The following is a 25,186-nucleotide window of genomic DNA, read 5'->3' as shown; positions in this document are numbered from 1 at the left end:
ATCTCCTCTTCCCGTTCAAAGAACCGACGCGGCCACGGCCTGCGCGTCGGTCGCGCCCGCGAGCCGAACGTCGTGCAGATCGGCGATCGACGCGCCCGCGCGATCGCCGATCGCGAAGCGGCCGTGCGGATAGCGCAGCAGCATCTCGGCGTCGCCGGGCTGCGCCGCGCCGAACACGATGCCGCCGATGCGCCACGTGCGCGGCGGTTCGCCGTCGTCGGGCCACGCGCCGAGCAGCACGCGCAACACGTTTTCCAGATGGTTGACGGGCAGCCAGAGCTGCGGGCACGGCGCGTCGTCGGCCGCGCCCGCCCCGTCGGACGACGCACGCCACAACGCGTCGGCGTCGGCGGCCGGCGCCTGCCCGATTCCATCGCGCCAGCACGCGTCGGGCAACAGGTCGCCGCGCCAGCTCGCATGCGCGACCGGCCGCGGCGCATCGCGTTGCGCATCGCGCGGCAACGACACCATCGAGCCTGCCGGCGGACGGCTGCGATACACGAACGTTGCGTTGAGCAACACGCGGCCGGCCACCGATGCGCAGCGGACCGTCACGCGCCAGCCGTCATCCGCCGTGCGGCCCGCCACGTCGGTGTCGAGCACGACGTCGCCGCGCGCGTCGAGCGCGTCGGCGAGCGCATCGAGCGCGATCGTCACGTCGACGGCTTCGTGCAGGTAGGCGGGCTCGCCGTCGGGCGGCGCGACCCAGTCGGCCACCACGCGCGCATGCTCGAGCAGCAGCGACGCGGGCATCGCCGCGCGAGCGCCGAAGCGGAATGCGCGCGTATAGGGTGCGCCGGCCGTGCGATAGCGCGTCGAGAAGAACGCGAACGGCCGGAATCGTGTCGGCTCGCCCGCGTGATGCCGGCGCGTCGCGAGTTCGCCGAGATTCGGCAAGCCGTCGACCGCGTCGAAGCCGCGCAACTGGATCGGCGTCAGCGCGCGGCCGACCGCGCCCATATACATCGGTTCGCCGCTATCGGAAGCCGCGGAAGCCACGGGCGCCGCGAGCTCCGTGAGCCAGTGGCGCACGCCGTCGTCGATGCGCATCGGCGTCACGTAGCGCCGCGTGACGGCAAGGTTCGTGATCATCCCGACACCGTTCCACGTCGGCCACACGAGCGTCTTCACGCTGCGCTTGCCGGCGTCGCGTCGCGCCCACCAGCCGAGCCGCGCAAGCGCCTCGTTCGCCGCCGCATAGTCGGTCTCGCCCGTCATGCCGCCCCAGCGGCCGGTCAGCGAGCCGACGTTGACGAAGCAGTCGACGCGCGACCGCTCGCGCACCGCCGCGTAAAGATTCATGAAGCCGAGCACTTTCACGCGCACGGTGCCGAGGAATTCGTCGGCGCGCTTGCGCGGCAACCGCACCGGCTGGTCGATGCCCGCGTTGTGGATCACGCCGCGCAGCCGATCGCCGCATTCGTCGCACAGCGCGCGCACCGCGGCCGCATCGGTCACGTCGCATACGCGGTAGTGCACCGGCAGGCCGAGCGCGGCCACCGCGTCGAGCGACGCCTTCAGTTCGCGACGCCGTTCGAGCTGCCGCAACGTGTGCCGGATCGCCTTCGGCGGCCGCTCCGGCGTCGCCTGGCGCAGCAGGTCGAGCCCGTAACGCTTGAAGCCGGCGTCGTCGAGCGCGAGCCACGGCTCGTCGCCGGCCGGCAACGCGTCGCGGCCGGTGACGATCACCGTGCAGCGGTGACGTTTCGCGATCTCGCAGGCGGCCAGGAACCCGATCCCGCGTGCCCCGCCCGAGAACAGCACGACGTCGTCCGACCCCCAGTCGGGCGCCGCGTGCGCCGGCAGATCGTCGCGGCTCGCGACGAGCGTATGGCGGCGCCCGCCGCGATGGCCGATCTCGAAGCGCCCCCAGCGGTAAAGTTCGCGCACGATCAATCCGTCGACGCGCCCCGTCTCGTCGGGCGCGATGTCGAGCACGCGCACGTTGCAGTTCGGCAATTCCTGCGGCAGCGTCTTCGCGAGCCCGGCCCACAAGCCGCCGAGCGGCTGCACGAGCGTGTCGTCGCCGTAGCCCATCAGTCCGTCCTGCCACGTGAGCGCGAGATAAAACAGCCGCGACGTCGATTCCTCCTGCGCCCAGTCGCCGTAGCACGCCTGCAGCAACGCGACCGTGCGGCGCAACGGCGCCTCCCACTGGTCGCGTCCGTCGAGCGAGAACGGCGCCTCGACGCCGAGATCGACGATGCCGTCGAACGGCTCCGACTGCGCGACGAACGTGATCGCGGCGCTCGCCGGATCGACGCCGTCGGCCGGCGCGAACACGCTCGGCTTCGCGCACGCGCGCAGCAGCGCCGCGACCACGCGCTCGACCGTGCGGCCGAGACCGTTGACGATCGCGATCCGCTTGCCGCTCAGTTCGACCGCCGGCACGTCGGGCAACGGCTCGATCTCGACCGGCCGCCACGTGAAGCGGTGTGTCGGCGCTGCGTCGGTCCGCTGCCGTGCGTCGTACGTCGTCAAGTCGCGCTGCAAAAAAGCCAGCACGTCCGGAGCCAGCGTCGGGCCGGCGGGCTGCACGGGCGTCGGCGTGCGCGTGGGTGATGCCGCGCTCGCCGGTTGCGCCGCATCGGGCCCCTGCCACGACGACTCGGGCGCGCCTGCTTGCACGTGTCGCGCTGGCGTGCCCGTGAACGGACACGCAGCTGTGCGCCCGGCCGGCACACTCGCGTCGCGTACCGTTTGCTGCGTCGGCACCCGTTCGCGCGAGCGCGGCTTCGCGATCATTCGGATTCCGTCGCGCGGGCGCAGCGAGATCGTCGCACCGGTCTCGAGCGAATGCCCCGGCACCGCGCTCAGGTCGACGTGCTGCGCGACGACCGCGATCAGCACGCGCATCTGCAGCAGCGCAGTCTGAAAGCCGATGCACTTGCGCATGCCGCCGCCGAACGGGAAATACGCATACTTGTGCCGCGCCGGCGCGTGCGATCCGAAGTTCTCCGGATCGAATGCGTCGGGGTTGGCCCACAGCGCCGGATGACGATGCGTGACGTACGGCGACATGAACACCGACGAGCCGGCCGGCACGTGATAGCCGCCGATTTCGTCGTCGTCGACCAGATCGCGCGTGAAGCCCCAGATCGGCGGATACAGGCGCAGGATCTCGTCGACGGTCTGCACCAGATACGGCAGGCGCTCGAGGTCGCCCGCGTCGGGCGCGCGCCCGCCGAGCACCGCGTCGAGCTCCTCGCGCAGCCGGCGCAGCACGTGCGGATGCTGCGCGAGCGCATGGAGCCCCCACGCCATGCCGCTTCCGGTCGTTTCGTGGCCGGCGAGAAACACCGTCATCACCTCGTCGTGCACCTCGCGCTCGGTCAGCGGCGCGCCCGTGTCGGGGTCGCGCGCGGCGAGCAGCAGCGAAATCACGTCGCTCGGCTCGCTGCGCCCCGCGCGATGCCCGGCGACGATCGCGTCGACGATCGTGTCGATGCCGCGGCGCGCGTGCGCGATCCGGCGATTGAACGGCGTCGGCATCCAGCGCGGCACGAAATCGTTCAGGTTGCCCTGCGGCATCATCGCCTCGATGCCGAAGCGCACGGCCGGCCCGACCTCGTCCGCGTGCCGCGAGATGTCCGCGTTGAACAGCATCAGCCCGAGCATGCGCAGGCTCACGTGCATCATGTCCTCGACGACGTCGAACGGCGCATGCGCGGGCCGCCTCGACCAGCGCTCGACGAGCGCGAGCGCCGCGTCGCCGACCGCGGCCGTGTGCGCGTCCACCTGCTTGCGGTGAAAGAGCGGCTGCACGACGCGCCGGTGACGCCGCCAGAATTCGCCGTCGGTCGTCAGCAGCCCGTCGCCGAAGAACATCTTGAAGTTGTCGTAGAAGCGGCCGCGCACGTAGTTGCGGTGATTGTCCTGCAGCACGTGCTGGACGCCGTCCGGATGCGCGAGCGCATGCGTGAGGAACGGCCCGAGGCGGTTGCGGGCGACGTCGCCGTACTGCTGCTGCAGCTTCAGCAGCATCGTGACGGGATTGCGCTTGTATTGCGCCAGATTGCCCATCACGACGCTGCCGCGCGGGCCGGGCGCGAGACGCTTCGTGCTCATGCGGACACCTGTTCGGCAGCCGCCTGCGCCGCGCGTTGCGCGTCGACTTCGCCACGCGCGGCGAACGCACCCGTCACGCGATGCACGTAGCCGATCACGATGCCCGTCACGTCGCGCATCTGCATCAGGACCCTGCCGTCCGGGCGCACCGCGACGAACCGGTTGCCGCTGCTTGCCGGCCCCTCGAGCGCGAACGCGCGCGGCGTCACGCGCAGCGCGATCGACGCGTGGCGGGCCGACAGCTCGCAGTCGTTGCCGGCTTCGTACAGATCGATGCGGCCGATCGACATCGGCGCCGCGAGCGGGATGTAGTCGCCCGCGACATGATCGAGCGCCGCCACGCGCGCGAGCCCGTCGAGCAGGATGCTCGGCACCACGAAACGCGAGAACACCGGATCGCCGTCTGGTACGTTCAGACGGAAACGCGCATGCTTGCCCATTTCGCTCATGCCGGTGTCGGACGTCGACACGAACATGCCGGTCAGCCGTACCGGCGCCGCGTCGAAGTGATACGGATCGGCGACGGGCGTGAACGTGCCGACCGCCGGTTCGCTCCACACCGGCGCCGGCGGATAGGTCTCGGCGAGACGCACGGTGATCTCGAAGTGCGGCTTGTCGCGCACGAGTACCTGGCCGCCCGGCGCCAGCACGTCGCCGGCAATCCGCACGTGCACCAGCACGGCGTCGGCGTCGCGCGACACGATCCGCGCATGGATGCGCTTCACGCTCGGCCGCTTCGCATCGTAGACACGCAGGAAGTGCAGGAAGGTCGCGTCCGCGAAACCGACCACCTTGAGGCCCGGCACGAGCCGCAGCGCGGCTTCGGCAGCCACTTCGGGCACGAACGTGCCGGGCAGCGTCGGGAAGCCGTTGACGACGTGATGCTGCAGGTACGCGTCGCGCTCGAGATCGAACACGCGCTCGAGCGTCACGCTGTCGGCGCTGCGCGCGAGCTCGCGGCCGAGATAGAAATCGGGCGCCCACGCCGCGGCCGGCGCTGGTTCGTCGGTTTCGAAGTAACCGGGCAGATGCGTTTCGATCGCGCGTCGCTCGGCATCGCCGAGATGGACGGACATCGCCGCGCGCTCGCCGAGCCCGAGCTCGCGCATGAAGTGATGCTGCCCTTCCGCGGTGCGCATGCTCGTGAACAACCCGCTCTTCTCCAGGAACGCGCGCGTGACCGGATTCGCGCCCAGCCCGACCGAGCGCCACAGCGTCCAGCCGATCGTGAATTCGTCGTGGCCGAGCGCCGCGCGGTGATACGACGCCTGCGTGTTCAGGAAGTCGTTGCCCGACGCGTAGTCGGTTTCGCCGGCCTGGCCCGTCAGGCCGATGAACGACCCGAAGTTGCACCACAGCCGCGGCTGCCGCGCGCCGAACGCACGGCGCAGGTTCCAGTAGCCGCGCACCTTGATGTCGCGCACCGCGACGAAGTCGTCGAGCGACTTCACGCGCACCGACGCCGAACGGTTCAACCCGGCCGCGTTGACCAGCAGGTCGACGCGCGGCTCGCGTGCGAGGATCGCGTCGATGGCCGTCTTCACGCTGTCCGGGTCCAGCACGTCGGCGCGCACGTAGGTCACACGATGCGCGCCGCTGAACGCGCGCATCGCTTCGATGTTGATGCACGCCGTGCGCGCGTCGGCACGCCGTTCGAATGCGCGGATAATTTCCGGCAGCGGCCGTTCCGGATGCAGCGCCTTCTGCTGGCGAATGTAATCGGGGCGACTCTTCGCGAACGCTTCGTCGTCCATCTCGAGCCACACCGCATCGACCACGTCGAGCGCGCTGCTGCCGATCAGGTACAGCGTCGGGCGCACGTGCGCGGCGAGCGTCTTCATCAGCTCGCCGGTGATCCCGCGCGCCCCACCGATCGCGACGACGACCGAGTCCTGGCCAAGCGACAGCCGCTCGTCGGCACGCAACTCGCCTGCTTCCTCGATCACGCGCGGCGTGCGGCGCCGCCCCGCGCCCAATGCGACGACCGGCAGCCAGTGCCGTGCGCCGCTCTCGCGCTCGGCATCGCGCAACGCATCGGGCAGCGTGCGTGCATCGGTGAGCACCGCGACCGGGCGGGCTTTCGGCATCTCGATCGCGAGCGCCTTCACGAGGCCCGTGAACAGGCCGGCATCCGGATGCGGCACGTCGCCCACGAGCGCGTCGAGCAGCAACGCGACGAACGTGCCGTCGCGCTCGAGTGCGTCGTGGCAACGCTTGATCGCGAGGAACGCGAGGTCGTGCAATGCGAGCCGCGCGGGTGCGGCCGGCGCGGCGGCGTCCGGTGCGAGCGCGCCGGCGTCGAGCGACGTCAGCACGCGCACGTGGCCGATGTCGTCGGGCAGCGTGTCGAGCGCCGCCGCGTCGATCCGCTCGATCCAGTGCCAGCCCGGCCTGCGGGCGGCGAACGGCCGCGTCGACAGCACCACGCAACCGGGCCCCGGCTCGGCCTGCGCGGCCAGGACTTCCGGCATGTCGGTCACGATCACGCAGCGCGGCGTGATGAACGGCGTCGACTGCCCCGCGGGCCGCCACGGCGCGTCGCGCCATTCGATCCGGTAGCGCGCGACGCCGAGCGGCTCGCCGTCGGCCGCGACGCCGGTCCGGCGCAGCGTGCCGTGCAGCAAGGCGCCGGGGGAAATGGGTGCGGCGCACGGGTTGGCCGGCGCGATCGAAGCGGCGGCTGGCGCCGCCCGGTGGGCAGACAGCTCATGCGTCGCCGCGCCATGCGCCTCGCCTGACGCGGCCGCTTGCGTGCCCGCGCAGTCGCAGGCGACGTGCAGCGCATAGCGCGCACGATCGCGGCCGCTGTCGCGCGTGAGCGTCGTGCCGGCCTCACGCGCGACGACCGCGCGCAGCACGTCGATCGCCGAGTCGGCGCCCGCATAGGTGACCGCGCGGCCCATTGCGTCGCGCGGCGCGGCCGGTTCGACGGCCGCCCGCGCGTCGCCGCCGCCGACCACCGCGAGCACCGGCAGCCCTTCGGCCTGCGCCCGCCGCACGGTCGTCACCGCGAACAGCACGATGCCTTCCGCGAGCGGCAGGTCGAACGCCGGGCGCACCTCTTCCGCCGAGTTGCCGTTGATCCCGCCGACGATCGCCATGTCGAGTTCGCCGCTGCACAGAAAGCGCTCGGCCGCCTCGAATGCGGCCAGCGTCGACGCATGCCCCGCGTCGACCGTCATGTTCATCCCGTGCAGGTCGTGATAATTCGCGACGCGCGCCGGAATCACGTTCGGCATCATCCCCGGGAACGAATTCTCGGTCGTCGGCGCGACGAGCTGCTTCGTCGCCTCGCGCAGGCCGTTCAGGAGGCGTTCGGTCGCCGCGCGCTCGTCCGGCCGCGTCGCGTCGAGCACCGCGGTCGCGATGTCGTCGAGATAGCAGCGGCTCGCGTAGAGCGCCGCGTTGCGCGTGGGCCCCATGTGCCCCATCACGAGCCCGATCGTGTCCGCGTGCTCGCGCCAGAACGGGCCGAGGCGTTCGCGCAGGTCGTGTGCGGCATCGAGCGCCATCAGCTGGCAGCGGTCGAGCGCGCGCAGCACGGCCGGCGGCATCTTCACGCGCGCGAAGCTCGGCAGCGGATAGCCGACCCCGAAGCTCGCGTCGGGCGCGCGGCCTTCGCCGCGCAGCCAGGCTGCGACCTGCGCGTCGTCGTCGAGGCCGGGAAACTTCGCCGACCATCCGACGATCGCGAGCGGCTCGCGCTTGAAGCGGCCGCTCGCCGCGCCGGCCGGCAGATCCTCGCGGTATTCCGACACGATCAGGTGCCCGTTCGTCCCGCCGAAGCCGAACCCGGACACCGCGGCGACGCGCGCCGATTCGCGCCGCGCCGGCCACGGTACCGGCGCGACCGGAATCCGCAGGCTGGTGCCGCCAAGGTCGAACTCCGGCGGCGGTTCGCTGAAGCGATGCTGCGGCGGGATCATCTGATGCCGCAAGCCGAGCAGCACCTGGATCACCGACACGACGCCGGCCGCCCAGCCCGTATGTCCGACCAGCGACTTGTTCGACGTCAGCTGCACCGGCCGGTCGCGCCGGATCGCATCCCGCAGGCTCTGGAATTCGGCGAGATCGCCGGCCGGCGTACCGGTTGCGTGCGCAACGACCCAGTCGACGTCGGCGGGCACCGTCGCGGTGCGCGCGTACGCGCGGTCGATCGCGATACGCTGGCCGGCCGAATTCGGCGCATAGATCGCCTTGCCCTTGCCGTCCGACGACGAGCCGAACGATTTGAGCACGCCGAGAATGCGGTCGCCGTCCGCGCGCGCGCGCTTGACGCGCTTCAGGATTACGACGCCCGCGCCGTCCGCGAACAGCACGCCGTCGCAGTTGCGATCGAGCGGCCGCACCTCGCCGCTGCGCGACAACCCGTGCAGCTTCGAGAACAGGATCGAGCCGCGCGGCGCGAGCGCGAATGCACCGCCGCACGCGACCACGTCCTGCTGGCCGAGCAGCAACGCCTTGATCCCGAGATCGATCGAATACAGCGACGACGAACAGGCGGTATCGACCATCATGGTTTGCGCGTCGTCCGGCAGCACGCCCTTCATCGCGTTCAGGCCGACGCGGTGCGGGAAGAACGAGGCGAGCTCGCCGGCGCCGCGCGCATAGCGCGCGCTCAGCACCGCATCGATCGCGGCCACGCGACGCGCGCGCTCGGCCGCATCGACACCCGCGTCGATCAGCACCGCGTTCAGGCGCTCGCGGGCAGCGGCCAGCACCATGCCCTCTTCGAGATGCTGGCTGCCGTCGGCCGTATAGCCGACGAGGAACGCGACGCGATCGGCGTCGCGCAGCGTCACGCCGACAAGCGACTGGCACAGCGCGTGGCGCAGCCACAGCGTCGTCAGCTCTCGCGGCGCGGTGCCGGCGTCGAGCTCCGCGCGCACCGTCGGGCACGGCTCGAACCGCTCGATGAACACCGAGCGCGACTGATAGCTCTTGTCCTCCGCCGACGTATCGGGCGAGTAGAACGAGCGGTAATCCCAGCGATCCGGCGGCACGTTGCCGAACAGCTCGGGGCCGTCCAGCAGCGCGCGCCAGAATGCTTCCGGATCGCTCGCGCCGGGCAGCGCGACGCCCATGCCGACCACGGCGATGTCGTCGCTATCCTCGCTGTCGTCGCTGTCGTCGCCGGCGGGGGCGTGATCGGCCCGTGCGGCCGGTGCGTGTGCCGTCCGCGCGGCCGCGGCAACCGTATCGTCGCCCGCATTCGCAGCCGGCGCCGCCGTCGCCCATTCCGCGCGCGGCGACAATCCCTCGCTGCACAGCGACAGCCCGCCGTCCGCGACGACCACCTGCCCGGTGATCCAGCGCGCCGCGTCCGACGCGAGAAACACGACGAGATCCGCGAGGTCTTCCGCGCGCGCGAGTCGCTTGAGCGGCGTCGCCGCGATGCTCGAGCGCTTGGTGTTCTCCGGGTCCGGAAACTGCGCGGCGACGTCGCCGTCGATCAGCGTGGACGATGCGCCGTTCACGCGTATGTCACGGCCCGCGTACTCGACCGCGAGATAGCGCGTGAGCGACTCGAGCGCCGCCTTCGCGGTGCCGACGACGAGATAGTTCGCCGGCACGAGCGTCGCCCCCACCGACGACACGTTGACGATCGCGCCGCCGCCCGAGCGCGCCATCAGCGCCGCGGCACGTCGCGCACACCAGAACGCGCCTTTCAGGTTGGTGTCGAGCGCGCGATCGAAATGCTCGGCGCCGATCTCGTCGACGCCGAGCAGCGCGCCGGACGCCGCGTTGTTGACGAGCACGTCCAGGCGGCCGTAGCGCCGTTCGATCTCGTCGAACATCCGGTCGACCTGCGCCTGCTGCGCGACCGACGCGCGGATCACGTCGACCGTCGCGCCGAGCGCGCGCAGTTCCTCCGCGGTCTCCTTCGACGCGTCGAGCGAGTGGAAGAAATTCAGGATTACGTGCGCGCCCTGCTCGGCGAACCGCCTGCAGATCGCCTTGCCCACGTTTTTCGCACCGCCCGTCACGAGAACGAGCTTGCCGCGCATGCTGGTATTCGACATGGATCGCCTGCCTATCGAGAATGTGTCATTTCGGGCAGGGCCCCCCTGCCGATCACCGTTTCGGTCCGCCGCCGTCAGGCGGCTGCCTTCCCCTGGTTCTCGTAGACGAAATCGACGATCTGCCCCATCGCCTTGAAATCGCCGCTGCGGAAATTCGCGGGCAGCGGCGGCAGCGCGTAGCGCGCCGTGATGCGCTGGATGATCTCGGTCTGCTTGACCGAGTCGATGCCGAGTTCGGCCTCGAGTTCGATCGATTCGGAGAACACCTCGGCCGGATACTCCATCGCCTGCGCATAGATATCGACGAGCTCGGAGAACAGCCGCTCGCGCGGCACGTGTGCGGGTCTTGCCGCCGCGGGAGCGGGAGCGCGAGCCGCGGCAGCCGCCGCCGCGAACGGTTCGTGTGCGACCGACGGTGCCGGCGCCGCCGTCAACGCCGGCCCGCCGACGGCGGCCAGCCGCGGCGCAGGTGCGACGCTCGACTCCGGCTGCGGCGCGAACGACGTCGCGCTCGGTGCGGCGCCTGCCGGTGCCGCGCTCGCCGCGTCGAATGCGCGACGCAGTTCGCCCTTGAGCCAGTCGACGATGTGCGGCCCGCGTGCATGCCAGAACGCGTCGAAACCGGACCCGGCGTTGTCGATGCGAATATCGTCTTTCATGATGCTGTCCTCCTGGAAATATCGGGTGATCGTCGTGACGACGCTCGATTCCTCTGTCGCGTTCGACGGGCCGCCGAACGTCCTCACCGTGCCGGGCCCCGCGATGCGCACGACGATGCGCGCCAGCGTGTTGAGCGCGCCGCATTCGACATAGCGCCCGATGCCGTCCGCGCGCGCGGCGCGAATCGCATCCGCGAACCGAACCGGCAGCACGAAATGCGACGCGAGCCGCGCACCGGGATCGTCGGCGGCGCTGTAGCGGCGCCCGAGGATCGGCGAATACACCGGAATCGCGAGCGTGCGATGCGGATAGGCGGCCAGCCGCGCGGCAAACTGTTCACGCGCGCCGGCCAGGTCCGGATGATGAAATCCATACGGAGACCTGATCGCCTGAGCGGTCACGCCGCGCGCCGCGCAGACCGCGACGAAGCATTCCAGCGCATCGCGCGGGCCCGACACGACGGTCTGCGATGGATGGTTTTCGACCGCGACGCACACGTTGCGCACCGCATGCGTGTAGGCGCTCGCATCGATCAGCTCGCGCGTCGCGTCGGCGCCCGCGGAAATCGCGGCCATCATCCCGTCTGCCGGCGCGGCCGCCTGCAGCGACGCAATCCGGTCGCAGACGATGTGCGCACCCTGCTCGATCGAATACAGGCCACCGCACACCAGCGCCGCGATCTCGCCGAAGCTGTGTCCGATCAGCACGTCGGGCACGACGCCGCGTGCGTGCAGCACGCCGAACATCCCGACCGACGCGCCGAAGATCCCGAGCTGCAGCAAATCGGGGGCATCGCGCAGCCACGTGTCGAGCCCCGCGTCGTCACGCCACAGCGCGCCGGTCAGCGGCCGGCCGAGCCGTTCGCTCGCGATCGCGTCGATCGTGTCGAGCGTCTGCCGCACGCTGCGGTGCTCGCGGGCGAGCTGCCGCAGCGCGCCCGCGTAGAACGCGCCCTGTCCGGGGAACAGGAACGCACAGCCGCGCGCTTGCGCGCCGCCCGCCTCCGGCCCCGCATGAATCAACTCGCGTCGTTCCATAATCCCAATCTCCCGAGGCTCTCGGCCAACTTCAGTCTCGCGGTGCGCCATTTCGACACCGCGAGCACGCGCTGCCGGCGCGCATCCGCGAGCGCCGACTGCGCATTCAACAGTTCCGTGAACGTGCCGACGCCGGCCTTGTAACGGCCGCGCGCGATGTCGAGCGAATGCAGCGCGGTGTCGAGCAGATGCTGCGAGTTGTCGAGGTTCGTCGTGTCGGTCTGCAGGCTCTGGTAGCTCTTCCACACGTCGAGCGACACCTTGAGTTCGGTGCTGCGCACATCGGCTTCCTGCGCATCGGCCTGCGCCTTCGCCTCCGCGACGCGATAGCCGGACGCGAACCCTTCGAACAGTGGAATCGACACCTGGATGCCGATCGAATTGCCGTGACTGCTCTGGATCTGGAACAGCGACGGCTGCTGCTGGTACGACGGGTTGTTGCGCGACAGGCTGCCCGTCAGCGAAATCGTCGGCAGCGTCTGCGCCCGCACCGAGCGGATCTGGTCGCGTGCGGCCTCGAGCTTCTCGCGCGCGGCGATCAGCTTCGGGTGATGGCGCTTCGCTTCGGCGATCAGGTCGGCGACGCCGCGCGTGAAGTCGTCGCGATCGGGCGACGGTTCCGCGTCGGCGATGCGCAACGGCGTGTCGGCATCGACGCCGAGCGTCGTCGCGAGCGTGCCGATCGCGTTCTGCAGGTCGCCTTCCGCGCTCACACGGTCGAGCAGCGCCTTGCGATAGGTCGTCTGGGCCTGCAACGCGTCGCCGAGCGTGCCCGCGCCGCCGTCGTGACGCGCGGTGGCTTCGGCGAAGCTCTCCTGCGCCGCGCGCTCGACGGCCTGCGCCGCCTCGAGCGCCGCCTGCGCGTCGCGCAGCGCATAGAACGCCTGCGCCGCGTCGTAGAAGACGCTCTGCAACGTATCGTCGTGCGCGGCGTTGGCCGCGCGCAGCAGCGCGCGCGCACGATCGAGATTCGCGCCGCGCTTGCCGAAATCGAACAGCACCCAGCTCAGGTTGAGCATCCCGTAGCGGCTGCTGCTGCGCTGGTTCTGCGAGAAGCCGCCGCTGTAGTCCGTCGTCAGGTTGTCGCGCTGGATGCCGGCCGTCGCGTTCAGCGTCGGCCAGTACGCGGCCTTCGACACGCCGACCTCGGCCGCCGCCGCGCGTGCGTCCGACCACGTCCGGGTCAACTGCGGATGAGCACAGATGGCCTGCAGGATCGCATCCTCGAGCGCGAGCGGGCGGCCGTCGACGTGCGGTGCGCCGCACGCGGTCGCCGACGCCATCGACCCGGCCTGCGTCGCCGCGACATCGTCGCGCGTGCGATAGACGTCGAGCATCTGCGCGCCTGCGGACGACGCGAATGCCGCGCATGCAACGGCGGCCGACACGATGGCGAGAGCGCGTGTCATCGTCTAGCGCCCCGCGACCGGCTGTGCCGAACCGGCATCGTGCGTCGCGTGCATCGCCTGGGGCGATGCGGCCGGCACGCTGCCGGACGCCTTCGCCGCGGCCGCCGCGCGCAGCGCCTCGGTCGACTGGTCGAGCACGATCTTGCCACCCTGCAGCATGATGACGCGCTGCGCCGACGCGATCGTCTCCGGCCGGTGCGCGACGATGAGCCGCGTCATCGCGAGCTGCGTGACGGCCACGTTGACCTGCTTCTCGCGTTGAACGTCGAGATGGCTCGTCGCCTCGTCGAGCACCAGAATGGCCGGCCGCTTGTACAGCGCGCGCGCCAGCAGCACGCGCTGCTTCTGGCCACCGGACAGCACCGTGCCCATGTCGCCGACGAGCGTGTTGTAGCCCATCGGCATCGCGGCGATGTCGTCGTGCACGGCCGCGATGCGCGCGCATTCGGCCACCCACTGCGGGTCCGCCTCCGGGTCGAAGAAGCTGATGTTGTCCGCGATCGAGCCCGCGAACAGCACGTCGTCCTGCAGCACCGTGCCGACGAGCCCGCGCAGCCGGTCGATGCCGAGCCGCGCGACGTCGAGGCCGCCGATCCGCACGGTGCCGCCCGTCGGTTCGTGAATCCCGAGCAGCACGCTGATCAGCGTCGTCTTGCCGCAACCGGACGGCCCGACGATCGCGACCGATTCGCCGGCCGCGATCGTCGCGCTCACACCGTCCAGCACCAGCGGCTCGCCGTCTGCGTAACGGAACGACAGGCCGTCGATCTCGATGCTCGCGTCGAGCGCCTCGGCCTCGCCCGGCACGTTGCGCAGGCTCGCGTCCGGCTCCGCTTGCGCGAACACGATGTCGGCCAGCCGCTCGCCCTGCAGCTGCAGCATCCTGACTTCGAAATACTTGTCGATCAGGCTGCCGACGCGGCTGTCGAACTGGCTCTTGTACGCGTTGAACGCCATCAGCACGCCGACCGTGAACTGACCGTCCATCACCATCCGCGCGCCGAGCCAGATGATCAGCACGTTCTCGATGCCGAACAGCAGGCCGTTGAGCTGCTGGTAGAAGATCTGCAGCTTCTGCACGTGCAGGCCCGCATTGACCTGCTCGACCAGCAGCGTGATCCAGCTCGCGCGGCGCTCCGTCTGGCGATTGAACAGCTTGATCGTCTTCACGCCGCGCACCGTCTCGAGGAAATGGCTCTGCTGCTTGGCCGCGTGCACGATCTGATCCTCGGTCGCGCGCCGCAGCGGTGCGTACCACATCCATCGGACGAGCGCGTACAGCGCCATCGTCGCGAGCGCGACCACGCCGAGTACGCGGCTGTACACGAACATCATCGCGAGCGTGACGATCGTCATCAGCCCGTCGATCACCGCGCCGAGAAACGACGTCGTCAGCGTCTGCTGGATCGTGTCGATCGAACCGAAGCGCGACACGACGTCGCCGAGATGACGCCGCTCGTAATAGCGCACCGGCAGGCTCAGCAAATGCGTAAACACGTTCGCGCGCCACTGGATGTTCAGCGTGACGCCGACATACATCAGCGCCCACGCACGCATCGCGCCGGTCGCCTGCTGCATCAGCAGCAGCAGGCCGAAACCGAGCGCCAGCACCGTCAGCAGGTCGCGATCGGCGCTGACGATCACTTCGTCGATCACCCACTGCAGGAAGAACGGCTGCACGAGCATGAACACTTCCAGCGCGATTGCCAGCCCCAGGATCTGCGCGAGCGAGCGCGACAGTCCCGACACCGGGCCCAGCAGTTCGCGCAGCTTGACCGCCGGACGCGCCGCACGCGGCGCGAAGCCGGAGGCCGGCCACAGCTCGAGCGCGACGCCGGTAAACGCGCGCGACACGTCGGCGAGCGGCACCTTGCGGACGCCGTGCGACGGATCGTGAATCGTCGCGGTCTTGCCGTTCACTTCCTTCAGCACGACGAAGTGGTTGAAATTCCAGTGCAGCAGGCACGGCAGGCGAAGCTGCCCGAGCTGCGCCAGGTCGAGCTTCACCGCGCGCGTGCCGAGCGCGAGACGCTGCGCGACCTCGATCACGCGAGCGAGGCCGGCGCCCTTCAGCGAGACGGGGAATTGGCCGCGCAGCGTCGCGAGATCCACGTGGTGACCGTGATAGCCGGCCACCATCGCGAGACACGCGAGCCCGCATTCCGCGGCTTCGGTCTGCAGGATCATCGGCAGCCGGCGGCCGAGGCCGAACGAGAGTCGATCGAGTAATGCCATGCGCGACCTCGTCAGAGTTTGCCGGTCAGGCTGTAGAGCGGCTCGAGCACCCACTCGTACAGGCGCCTGCGTTCCTGCAGGATGTCCGCCTGCAGCGTCATGCCGGCCTGCAGCGGCTGCTGCGCACCGTACGCGGTGACGTGCTGCGCCTCAAGCGCGACGGTCACACGGTAGAAGGTCGCGTCGCGGCCCTCGCCCGGGGTCGCCGCCGGGCCGCCGTCGTTCGCGAGTTCGGCCGCCGACAGCGCCGTGCGCGCGATCGACACGACCGTCGCGCCGTACTGGCCGAACTTCTGGTAAGGAAACGCCTGATAGCGGATCAGCACCGGCTCGCCGACCCGCACGAAGCCGATCGCCGTGCTCGGCACGAACAGGTGGGCCTGCCAGCGCGCACCGCCCGGCACGACGCTCGCGAGCGGTCGCGACGGTTCGACCGACTGGCCGACGTCGGCGATCGCCGCCGTCACGATGCCCGTCTCAGGCGCGGCGACGACGATCCGGCGCTTCGCCTCGCTTTCGATCAGGTTCTGGTCGACGTCGATCACGTTGCGGTCGATCTGCGCGAGCTGGTTCTGCTGCTTGAAGCCGAGCCCCGACAGTTCGTTGCTCGCCTCGGTGAGCGACTGCAGCGTCGATGCGCGGTCGCGCAGCAGCCCGTTCAGCTTCGACTGCTGGTCGAGCAGATCGGCCTCGCGCTGCTGCGCCTGGTCCTTCGAGATGTAATCCTGCGCGAGCAGGCCGCGATAGCGTGCCGCGCCGTCGGCCGCGATCGACGTGCGCAGCCGCTGGGCCGCGAGCTGGTCATCGATTTGCGCGAGCGCGCCTTTCAGGTTCGCGATCTTCGCGCGCAGCGTGTCGCGCTCGTCCTGCTGCAGGCTGCGCGTCTTGTCGATTTCCGTGAGCAGCGACGCCTTGCGCTGCCGCGCCTGCGCGATCAGCGCGGCTTGCGTCGCGCCTTCCGCCGCGCTTTGCAAGTCGGTCGATACCGTATAGAGCGTCTGCCCGCGCGTCACGTGCTGCCCTTCCTTCACGTCGCGCTCGACGACGATGCCCGGCTGCAATGCGTAGACCTTGACCAGCCCCGAATCCGGCATCACCACGCCGCTGACCGTCGTGCGCCGCGTATAGGTACCGAACGCGAAGAACAGCACCACGCAGGTGGCCATGACCAGCGCGACGGCCGTCATCAGCGTCATGGACATGGGGTGCACGAGCACGATGTCGCCCAGCACGCGCATCCGTTGAGCCTGTGCCGCTTCAGAACGAAAGAGACCGAACGCCATTTTCACCCACGTATCGCCAAATTGCGGAATCAGCCGTCGCCCCGCGGCCGCGCGCCGGAGCCGGCCAAAGCGATCCGGTATGCAAAGTAGGTCCATGCATACCGGATCATCGCTTCCATCATCGGGAAACGCGGCGTCTACCGCGTTGCCTCAATTGCGGCAACTCAGTAAATCGGGCCGCCGAACAGGCCGTCCAGCAGGTTCACGGCGGCGGTCGTGATCGTCTCGCCGATGTTGTATGCCTGCTTGACCGGTGCGGCGAAGATGCCGAACGTCAGCGCATTGCCGATGCTCTCCGCGGTGCTGCCGCCCCATTCGATGATGTTGCCCAGCGCCGAGGGGATGCCCGGGCCGCCGTAGTAGCCACCGGCAACCTGGGCGATTTCCTGCTGATTCAGCTCTTGCATTGCATTTCTCCAGTTTGAAAATGCTAGATAACCCATCTAGCGGGGCATCGAACAACGCCGCAATTGCGACGATGATCAATACGTTAAATACATTTAAACTTTCGAACGGCACGATCACATCGTTCGAGCCGAATTAATTCAATTCGTCGATTCCATTCGAATGACACGAAAAATCCCGGCGACCCGAATGAATCCATCGATCTTTAACCCTAATCGGAAACCGGACAGTGATTTACCGACGACCTGCGATTGTTCCCCCGCCCCCCGGCGCCCCTCGCTGCAAGGCGCCGGACAACGGACGCGCAGACGCCGCCGCGCGTGGATGCCGCAGCGCCCGCACGTCATGAAATGCAAAGAATGAAATGAGAATGAATACTCGCCGGAGGATCGACCGGGAATAATTGCGCGTTAAATGTCGTTCACCGAATCAAACTAAACATCGCCGAACGGTTTATCGACACCCGATTTCCCCTCTGAAATTTTTACAGCACTGAATTCGACGGCCCAATGATCCGACACTTTCCGGGCGTTCTTTGTACGATACCGCACCATCGGGCAAACCCGATATTGCAGCGAGATTTATTCTGTTTTATTGAGAATGTCGAGCCTGAATACTGCGATTGAATGCCCGCAGTTGATTCTGGAAAGCGCGCGCCGGGCCATGCAGACGGCCCGGCGCGCAATACGTCGTTACGCCGCTTTCGGCTTCGACAACTGATCGGCAACCGGCAGGCTGCGGATGCGCGTGCCGGTCGCCGCGAAGATCGCATTGGTCAGCGCCGGCGCGACGGGCGGCAGGCCCGGCTCGCCCACGCCGCCGAGCGGCGTCGCAAAATCATCCGGCGCGACGAGATGCACGCGGATTTCGCGCGGCGCCTCGTTCATGCGCAGCACCTGGAAGCCGTTGAAGTTGCTCTGCTCCGGATGGCCGTCCTTGAACGTGATCTCGCCGTGCAGCGCGATGCCGAGCCCCATCACCACCGCGCCCTCGAGTTGCGAGCGTACCCGCTCCGGATTGACCTGCGGGCCGCAGTCGATCGCGACGTCGACTCGTGGCACCGTGATCTTGCCGTCGGCATCGACCTGCACCTCGCACACCGCCGCCGTGTACGACACGAAGCTGCGATGCGCGGCGATCCCGAGGCCGTGCCCCTTCGGCAGCTTGCGCCCCCAGCCGGCGCCGCGCGCGACCGTCTCGACCACGCGCCGCAGCCGGCCGGTATCGATCGGATACAGCGCCGGATCCTCGCCGTAGTTCGTGTTCTTCACCGTGATGTGCGGCTCGAAACGCCGCGCGGGCCCGATCAGTTCGAGCAGGAAATCCTTCGGGTCGCGACCGGCCGCGTGCGCCAGCTCCGATACGAAGCTCTGGATGCCGAATGCATGCGGGATGTTGTAGACCGAGCGGAACCAGCCGATCCGCGTGTGCGCTTGCGCGGCGGGATTCTCGATCCGCACGTTCGGAATCGCGAACGGCAGGTCCGCGATCCCCTGCGCGAGCTCGCCCGGCTGCTCATGCACGACACCGGCCCTGAACGTCGACTGGATCGACGGCGCGACCGTGCGATGCTGCCACGCGACCACCTTCCCCGATGCATCGATCCCGCCGTCGAACGCCTCGAGCGACACCGCGTGGAAGTAGTCGTGCGCGATGTCGTCCTCGCGCGTGAACGTCAGCTTGACGGGTGCGCCGACCGCCTTCGACAGCAACGCCGCCTCCACCACGTAGTCCGGCTTCGACTTGCGGCCGAAACCGCCGCCGAGCAGCGTCACGTTGACCGTCACGCGCTCCGTCGGCAACCCGAGCGCCTTCGCGACCTCGTCGCGCGTGGTCTGCGGCGCCTGCGTGCAGGTCCACACTTCGCAGCGACCGTCGGCCACGCGCGCGACGGCCGCGGGCGGCTCCATCGTCGCGTGCGCCAGATGCGGGATGTAGTACGTCGCGCGCACGCGCTTCGCGGCGCCGGCCAGCGCCGCCGCTGCATCGCCGTCGTTGCGGATCACGTCGCCCGGTTGCGCGGCAGCCGCTTCGAGCGTCTTGCGATACGCGGCGGAATCGTAGTTCGCGTTGGGCCCGTGCTTCCAGTCGATCTTCAGTTGCGCGCGCGCCTGGATCGCCGTCCACGTATCGCGCGCGACGACGGCCACGCCGCCGAGCGGCTGGAAACCGGATGGCAGCGGTGTGGGCGCCAACTGCACGACCTTGACGACCCCCGGCAGCTTCTCCGCCGCCGATGCATCGAACGACGCGACCGTGTCTCCATAGGCCGGCGGTCGCGCGACGACCGCATACAGCATCCCGTCGAGCCGCGTGTCGATCCCGTAGTGCGCGCGGCCGCCGACGATGTCGCGCCCGTCGATCAGCGCCGTTTCGCCCTTGCCGATATAGCGGAATTCGGCCGGCGCCTTCAGCGCCACCGTGACAGGATCCGGCGCCGGCAACGCGGCCGCCTTCGCCGCCAGTTCGCCGAAGCCGAGCTTGCGCCCGCTCGTCGTGTCGACGACCTCATGCACCGTCGCCTTGACCTGACGCGCATCGACGCCCCACGCCGCAGCTGCCGCCTGTTCGAGCATCGTGCGCGCCGCCGCACCCGCGCGACGCAGTGCGGCGAAGCTCTGGCGCAGGCTGCGCGATCCGTCGGTGTTCTGGTTGCCGTAGCGCGGCTCGTCGCCCACGGCCTGCGCGACCTTCACGCGCGCCCAGTCGGCGCCCAGTTCGTCCGCCACGACGAGCGCGACGCTCGTGCGCACGCCCTGCCCCATCTCGGAGCGGATGCAGGTCACGGTGACCGTGCCGTCCGGCGCGATCGCGACGAACAGGTGCGGATCGTCGCGCAACCCGTGCGGCATCCCGGCGCCGCCATATTGAGGATTCGCGCTGACGGGCGGCTGCACCGGCACGGCCGCGCGGACGAGCGACGGCACGCCGAACGCGAGCAGCAGCCCGCCGGATGCGAAGCCGAGCAGCCATGCGCGACGGCTTTCGTTATGGACGGAGAGTTCAGGCGCGCTCATGCGGCACCTCCGCGGCGTACAGCCAGGCGGATCGCCGCCCGAATGCGCGTGTAGGTGCCGCAGCGGCAGATGTTGCCGGACATCGCATCGTCGATGTCGGCGTCGCTCGGATGGGGATTCGTCTTCAGCAGCGATGCGGCCTGCATGATCTGCCCGGACTGGCAGTAGCCGCACTGCGCGACGTTCAGTTCCTGCCAGGCCTGCTGCAGCGGATGATTGACGTCCGTCGACAGTCCCTCGATCGTCGTCACGCGCTTGCCGGAAGCGGCCGCGACCGGGGTGATGCACGAGCGGATCGCAACGCCGTCGAGGTGCACGGTGCATGCGCCGCACAGCGCCATGCCGCAGCCGAACTTGGTGCCGGTGTCGCCGAGGACATCGCGCAGATACCAGAGCAACGGCATGTCGGGATTGCCGTCGAAGTGCTGCTCGCTACCGTTGACGGTCAGCGTGATCATCGTTCACCTCCTGGTCGAGGCGCCCGCATCGCACCACGGGTGCCGGGTGGGGATTCGAACGGCGGCGGGTGCGTCCTGCTGCGCCGGCCCGATGCCGTCTTGTGGACTACTCCGCCGGCAGGACCGGCGGTCAATGCGTGGTGATCGGTGCGGCTGGCTCGGGATGGCCACCGGGCATGCGATCCGGATGGATAGCGGGCACGCACCAGCCCGGATTCTGCCCCATGCAAACCGTCACTCAGGCAACGCGATCATGTCGGAACTGCCAGAAATGGCGACTCGGATCGCTGGACTTGCGTGCCACGTCCAGCCCCCGGCGGCTTCGACATTGCCCGGGGAGCCAGAATCGTATGCGGAATCGCCCGGGTTCCAACTCTAACTGATGTGCGGCAGTTTTGCGTCGTCGGTGCGTATCGGCGCGGGCGAGAGACAAACCGGGGAGATGCTGAAGGGGAATCGATGGCGCATGACGTTTGTCATGCGAGTGGGACCGACTGACGCGCCTGTTCCGGCGAGCAACGAGGGGGGTGACCGCTAGCGCGAGAACCCACGCGCCGACCGTTCGCGGCGGTACTTCGTGATATCCGGACCCCATCCGCAACGGCCTTCTCGTGATCCCTGCCGCGATAGATCGTGATCGCAGCCTGCTTCAGGTCGCCGTGCGAACCGAGCGCAAATTACTCGATCACGCCGTCAGGGCGGATGAGTCGTGAACGAAGCACGCGTGCGCCACATGGCGCCGACATCGAGCGCCAATGCTTCAAGCCGATTGCACGAGCTTCAATGGATTGCCGACGCGGGCCGGGAACGATGCCGCGCCGGGTGACCCGGTACGATTCCCGACTTGCGTGGCCGCGATCGGCGCTCAAAGTGATTGCCGGGCACCCCGCTCATACGGCATGCGGGCACCCACCACGCTCACGGCGATCGCAACGCCTGCAACCCGAGTGTGAGCGCATTGAACGGCATCTCCGACGACCCCATCGAAAAGCTCGTCGCCTTCGTGGGTGCCCCCGGATTGCGCATCAGCGCGTGAACGATCCGCTCACTCGCATGACCGTCGCCGTACGGATTGCTCGCGCGCGCCATCTCCCCGTACGCGCTGTCGCTATCGAACAACCGTGATGCCTCCCACACGATCCGCTCCTGATTGGTGCCGACGAGCCGCGCGGTGCCGGCCTGGATCGCCTCGGGCCGCTCCGTCGTCTCGCGCGTGACCAGCACCGGCTTGCCCAGCGCGGGCCCTTCTTCCTGAATGCCGCCCGAATCGGTGATGATGAAATGCGCGCGCGACATCAGGAATACGAACGACAGATATTCCTGCGGCTCGATCAGGTAAATGTTCGGCAGGTGGCCGAGCCGCGCACGCGCCGGCTCCCGCACGTTCGGATTCATGTGCAGCGGATAGACGAACTGCGCGTCGGGATAACGGTTCGCGAGCGTGCACAACGCATCGCAGAAATTCTGGAACGGCTCGCCGAAACTTTCGCGACGATGCCCGGTGATCAACACGACGCGCCGCGACGGTTCGAGAAACGGAAACTGCCCCGCAACCTTTTCCGACAACGCCGTGGTGTGATCGAGCATGCGCTTGACCTCGTGCAGCGCATCGATCACGGTATTGCCGGTCAGCACGACCGCCCCACCCGGTACGCCCTCGCTGAGCAGGTTGTCGCGTGCTTGCCCGGTCGGTGCGAAATGCCACGACGACACTGCGTCGGTCACACGGCGGTTCAGCTCCTCCGGCCACGGCGACCAGATGTCACCACTGCGCAAGCCGGCCTCCACGTGCCCGACCGGCAGATAGCGGTAGAACGCCGCGAGACTCACCGCCAGCGTGGTCGTCGTATCGCCGTGTACCAGCACGACGTCGGGGCGCAATTCGTCGAACACGATGCCGATTGCCTGCAGAATGCCCGTCGTTACGTCGGTCAGCGTCTGACTTTGACGCATCACGTTGAGATCGTAGTCCGGCTTGATGTCGAACAGCGTCAGCACCTGATCGAGCATTTCGCGGTGCTGCGCGGTTACGCATACCCTGGCGTCGACACCGGCTTGCGCCTTCAATGCACGCACCAGCGGTGCCATCTTGATGGCCTCCGGCCGAGTCCCGAACACAAGCAAAATCTTTTTCATCGTTATCCTCGTTGAGCCATTTCGCGCTGAATGACCCTGCTCGTGGCGCGAAGCATGTATTCAGGCGGCGCCTCCCGTACTCGCACGCGGTCGACACGTTGCGGTGTCGCGGAGCGAGCGCGCCGCCCGGTTCGCGCGGTCCACGCCACGCGAATCGTCGTACTACCGGCGTCCTGTTGCGCTTGATCAGTCACGTCATGAGTCGTTCCTCGTTTGGCCAGGCGTCACGTCGGTTCTTCACGTCTTTTCCTCTACAGCAATATTCAAACCAACCGCCCTGCGACCGTATCCGGTTCACCGCTGCGTGCACCGCGCACCTGCAGTGCGCGACGGAATGTTTCACAACTGCTACGCGTGTCGCCGCGCCAATCAGGCGCGATACACGCAAACATCGGGGCAGTCGCACGGTCCCTTCGACGACGTCGTCCGACGAATCTCGAACGCATGTCGCGCGTCCGTCGCGCATCGAATCGCTCGCATCTGTCGAAGCGCGTTGCGCTTCCTTGATCCGCCACTTTTGTCTGTGCAGACGGCGGCAAGATCGATCGTCTGGCGGTGGTCATCCTCGATGGTTCAACCCGACACGCAACGTCATTCACGTCGCACGAATCGACGGCGCGGGAAATGTTGCGAATGTGTAACGCGGGTCCGGAACGGGGCGGTTGCATCGGCGTCCGGCCCATCTAACCCACGCGCGCTCATGAAGCACACCGGCACGCCAGCCGATGCACACGTCACGCACGACGCGATGCGCATCCCCGCGCGGCATCGCACTGCCAAGGCGGCGCAGGTTCGGCAGACGATTCGCTCCACGCACGACACGTCCATGCCGCGACGCCGATCAAGTGCGGGCATTCGGCGGGTGCGCACGCTGATTCTTCGTTGAATCAAAAATCATCGCCGTCGTTCGCGCCAGGCGCCCACCCTCCACCCCCGCCCCTTGCCGCGCGTGGCATCGCGGCCGATGGCTCACGCCTTGCTTAATGACAGACAGGTGTGCCCCGAAACACTCGCCCGGCAGCGGACGAACCGGGGCACCCAGGCAACGAAACAGGAGGGAAACGCGACGCGTCTGCGTGGAGCGAACGAGTGCTCCAGCGATCCGAACGTGCCGACGCGACCCGTTGAAGTACGCGCGATCCACGAGCCCGGTTCCGGCTTCGAAGCCAGGAACCGGCCCGTGAACGCGAACATCGGTACCAGCCTCGGGTTCACCCGCACTACGGCGGCCCGAGCCACAACGTCGACACGCACGCCGGGCGCGACGCGGCCAACGCCTCGCCCGGCGACGATTGCACCGGACCGCCGCGCAGGAGCCCAAGACCATGAACCGGCCCGCGCTTTGCCCGACCGTACGCTCTCGCGTAGCGGCCACCGTCGCACTGTGTCGCCTGTGGCACGTCGCCTGCTGTATCGCTGCGTGCGGTTTCGCGCTGCACGCAAGCGCCGCCGAACTTCGCCTCAACGGGCTGTACCAACGCGCCGACGGTGCGATCACCGTGCGCCTGAACGGCGTCGGCATCGATCCGTATTTCGCGGCGAAGGCGCTGCTCGCCGCGTCCGACGCGCAACTCGATGCCCGTCCGGCGGCACTCGCGTGGATCGCATGGCTGCTGCCGCGCCAGCGCCCGGATGGCGGTTTCGATCGCTACTGCGTGAAGAATGGCCGCTACCGCGCATGCGCCGACGCGGAAACCGACGACGCGATGATCGCGACCTGGATCGAACTGCTCGCTCGATTCGCGCCGCCCGACGGCTTGCCCGCCGCGTGGGAAGTCAGCCTGAACCGTGCCGGTTTGCACCTGGACACGCTCCTCGACAAGGCCTCCGGCGTCTATCAGATCTCGTCGTCACTGCATGTCGCATTGCTGATGGACAACGTCGAAGTCCACAGCGCGTTCCAGGCCCTCGCGGCGTACTACGTCCGACGCGCCGACTCCACGCATGCGGGACCGTGGAGCCAGCGTGCCGACCAGCTGGCATCCGCGATCCTGAGGGTCTTCTGGCGCGGCAGCGGATCCGGGTTTCGTGCGAGCACGCAGCAAGTCAGCGATACGAGTTTTTATCCGGCGAAGATCGCGCAGATCCTCCCGCTCCTCTCAGGTATTCAGGTACCCGAACAATCCGGCGAGACGTTCTACGCGCAGTGGATGCGGAAGCACGGCAAGAGCTGGCCGCAACTCGCCAACACCGATTATCCGTGGAGCTTGATCGCGCTGGTGGCGCTCAAGATGAACGATTGGGACACCGTCGCCTGCTGGCAAGCGCGATCGGCCCCATACCGGCACGGCGCGCACTGGAACGTACTGGAGGAGTCGCTTTATCTGGCATTCGAAAGCCGGATGGCCGCGCCCGTCATCCCCGCTCGATGCGGATTCACGACGGCAGCGGCAACGGCAACCGCATCGCGCTGACGCAACGGCGTGCGCGGTCCATGAGGACTAACAGGGAGGAG

12 protein-coding genes are annotated in these 25,186 nt (G+C 68.6%); 2 read left to right on the top strand and 10 right to left on the bottom strand.

Annotation, left to right across the window (positions count from 1 at the left end; translation table 11 throughout):
* Positions 1 to 15 precede the first annotated feature (15 nt).
* From QZM35_RS18270 to wecB, 10 genes are all read right to left on the bottom strand, one after another.
* Complete coding sequence (locus QZM35_RS18270; RefSeq protein WP_301776557.1) at positions 16 to 4,068, bottom strand: cytochrome P450; 4,053 nt, start codon at positions 4,066 to 4,068, stop codon at positions 16 to 18.
* Positions 4,065 to 10,091: an SDR family oxidoreductase gene (locus tag QZM35_RS18265; protein ID WP_301776556.1), complete on the bottom strand. Its 6,027-nt coding sequence runs from the start codon at positions 10,089 to 10,091 to the stop codon at positions 4,065 to 4,067. Before QZM35_RS18265 ends, QZM35_RS18270 begins: the two co-directional genes overlap by 4 nt.
* Before the next feature lie 74 nt (positions 10,092 to 10,165).
* The gene (locus QZM35_RS18260; RefSeq protein ID WP_301776555.1) at positions 10,166 to 11,788 is read right to left on the bottom strand and encodes an acyltransferase domain-containing protein; all 1,623 of its coding nucleotides are present in this window, start codon (positions 11,786 to 11,788) and stop codon (positions 10,166 to 10,168) included.
* A complete protein-coding gene (locus QZM35_RS18255) occupies positions 11,770 to 13,197 on the bottom strand; it encodes a TolC family protein (RefSeq protein ID WP_301776554.1) in 1,428 nt (475 codons plus the stop codon). Before QZM35_RS18255 ends, QZM35_RS18260 begins: the two co-directional genes overlap by 19 nt.
* Before the next feature lie 3 nt (positions 13,198 to 13,200).
* A complete protein-coding gene (locus QZM35_RS18250; protein WP_089425074.1) occupies positions 13,201 to 15,432 on the bottom strand; it encodes a peptidase domain-containing ABC transporter in 2,232 nt (743 codons plus the stop codon).
* An 11-nt stretch (positions 15,433 to 15,443) separates the two neighbouring features.
* Positions 15,444 to 16,715 carry an HlyD family secretion protein gene (locus QZM35_RS18245; protein ID WP_174975783.1) on the bottom strand — a complete coding sequence of 424 codons (1,272 nt, stop codon included), beginning with the start codon at positions 16,713 to 16,715 and terminating at the stop codon, positions 15,444 to 15,446.
* Between the two features lie 164 nt (positions 16,716 to 16,879).
* Positions 16,880 to 17,122, bottom strand: coding sequence for a hypothetical protein (locus tag QZM35_RS18240; protein ID WP_069247669.1), 243 nt, complete (start codon positions 17,120 to 17,122; stop codon positions 16,880 to 16,882).
* A gap of 690 nt (positions 17,123 to 17,812) precedes the next feature.
* The gene (locus QZM35_RS18235) at positions 17,813 to 20,137 is read right to left on the bottom strand and encodes a xanthine dehydrogenase family protein molybdopterin-binding subunit (protein WP_301776553.1); all 2,325 of its coding nucleotides are present in this window, start codon (positions 20,135 to 20,137) and stop codon (positions 17,813 to 17,815) included.
* On the bottom strand, positions 20,134 to 20,595 hold the full coding sequence (locus QZM35_RS18230; protein ID WP_089430896.1) for a (2Fe-2S)-binding protein: 462 nt from the start codon (positions 20,593 to 20,595) through the stop codon (positions 20,134 to 20,136). Before QZM35_RS18230 ends, QZM35_RS18235 begins: the two co-directional genes overlap by 4 nt.
* A gap of 918 nt (positions 20,596 to 21,513) precedes the next feature.
* Positions 21,514 to 22,731 (bottom strand): non-hydrolyzing UDP-N-acetylglucosamine 2-epimerase, encoded by a 1,218-nt coding sequence (gene wecB, locus QZM35_RS18225; RefSeq protein WP_089425070.1) that lies wholly within the window; start codon positions 22,729 to 22,731, stop codon positions 21,514 to 21,516.
* 700 nt (positions 22,732 to 23,431) lie between these two features.
* Between wecB and QZM35_RS18220 the strand changes: the two genes are divergently transcribed.
* Both QZM35_RS18220 and QZM35_RS18215 read left to right on the top strand, forming a co-directional pair.
* Positions 23,432 to 23,617 carry a hypothetical protein gene (locus tag QZM35_RS18220; protein WP_144025182.1) on the top strand — a complete coding sequence of 62 codons (186 nt, stop codon included), beginning with the start codon at positions 23,432 to 23,434 and terminating at the stop codon, positions 23,615 to 23,617.
* A 439-nt stretch (positions 23,618 to 24,056) separates the two neighbouring features.
* On the top strand, positions 24,057 to 25,145 hold the full coding sequence (locus QZM35_RS18215; RefSeq protein ID WP_301776552.1) for a hypothetical protein: 1,089 nt from the start codon (positions 24,057 to 24,059) through the stop codon (positions 25,143 to 25,145).
* Positions 25,146 to 25,186 lie beyond the last annotated feature (41 nt).

It is taken from the genome of Burkholderia sp. AU45274 (assembly GCF_030482505.1).
Classification (GTDB): domain Bacteria; phylum Pseudomonadota; class Gammaproteobacteria; order Burkholderiales; family Burkholderiaceae; genus Burkholderia.
This window is presented reverse-complemented; position numbering and strand designations above follow the sequence as displayed.

Bases quoted from the DNA above. Each gene is read 5' to 3' on its own strand.
- QZM35_RS18230 (WP_089430896.1), bottom strand. From the start codon at position 20,595: ATGATCACGCTGACCGTCAACGGTAGCGAGCAGCACTTCGACGGCAAT.
- QZM35_RS18240 (WP_069247669.1), bottom strand. From the start codon at position 17,122: ATGCAAGAGCTGAATCAGCAGGAAATCGCCCAGGTTGCCGGTGGCTAC.
- QZM35_RS18245 (WP_174975783.1), bottom strand. From the start codon at position 16,715: ATGGCGTTCGGTCTCTTTCGTTCTGAAGCGGCACAGGCTCAACGGATG.
- QZM35_RS18235 (WP_301776553.1), bottom strand. From the start codon at position 20,137: ATGAGCGCGCCTGAACTCTCCGTCCATAACGAAAGCCGTCGCGCATGG.
- QZM35_RS18250 (WP_089425074.1), bottom strand. From the start codon at position 15,432: ATGGCATTACTCGATCGACTCTCGTTCGGCCTCGGCCGCCGGCTGCCG.
- wecB (WP_089425070.1), bottom strand. From the start codon at position 22,731: ATGAAAAAGATTTTGCTTGTGTTCGGGACTCGGCCGGAGGCCATCAAG.
- QZM35_RS18215 (WP_301776552.1), top strand. From the start codon at position 24,057: ATGAACCGGCCCGCGCTTTGCCCGACCGTACGCTCTCGCGTAGCGGCC.
- QZM35_RS18255 (WP_301776554.1), bottom strand. From the start codon at position 13,197: ATGACACGCGCTCTCGCCATCGTGTCGGCCGCCGTTGCATGCGCGGCA.
- QZM35_RS18220 (WP_144025182.1), top strand. From the start codon at position 23,432: ATGAAGCACACCGGCACGCCAGCCGATGCACACGTCACGCACGACGCG.
- QZM35_RS18260 (WP_301776555.1), bottom strand. From the start codon at position 11,788: ATGGAACGACGCGAGTTGATTCATGCGGGGCCGGAGGCGGGCGGCGCG.
- QZM35_RS18270 (WP_301776557.1), bottom strand. From the start codon at position 4,068: ATGAGCACGAAGCGTCTCGCGCCCGGCCCGCGCGGCAGCGTCGTGATG.
- QZM35_RS18265 (WP_301776556.1), bottom strand. From the start codon at position 10,091: ATGTCGAATACCAGCATGCGCGGCAAGCTCGTTCTCGTGACGGGCGGT.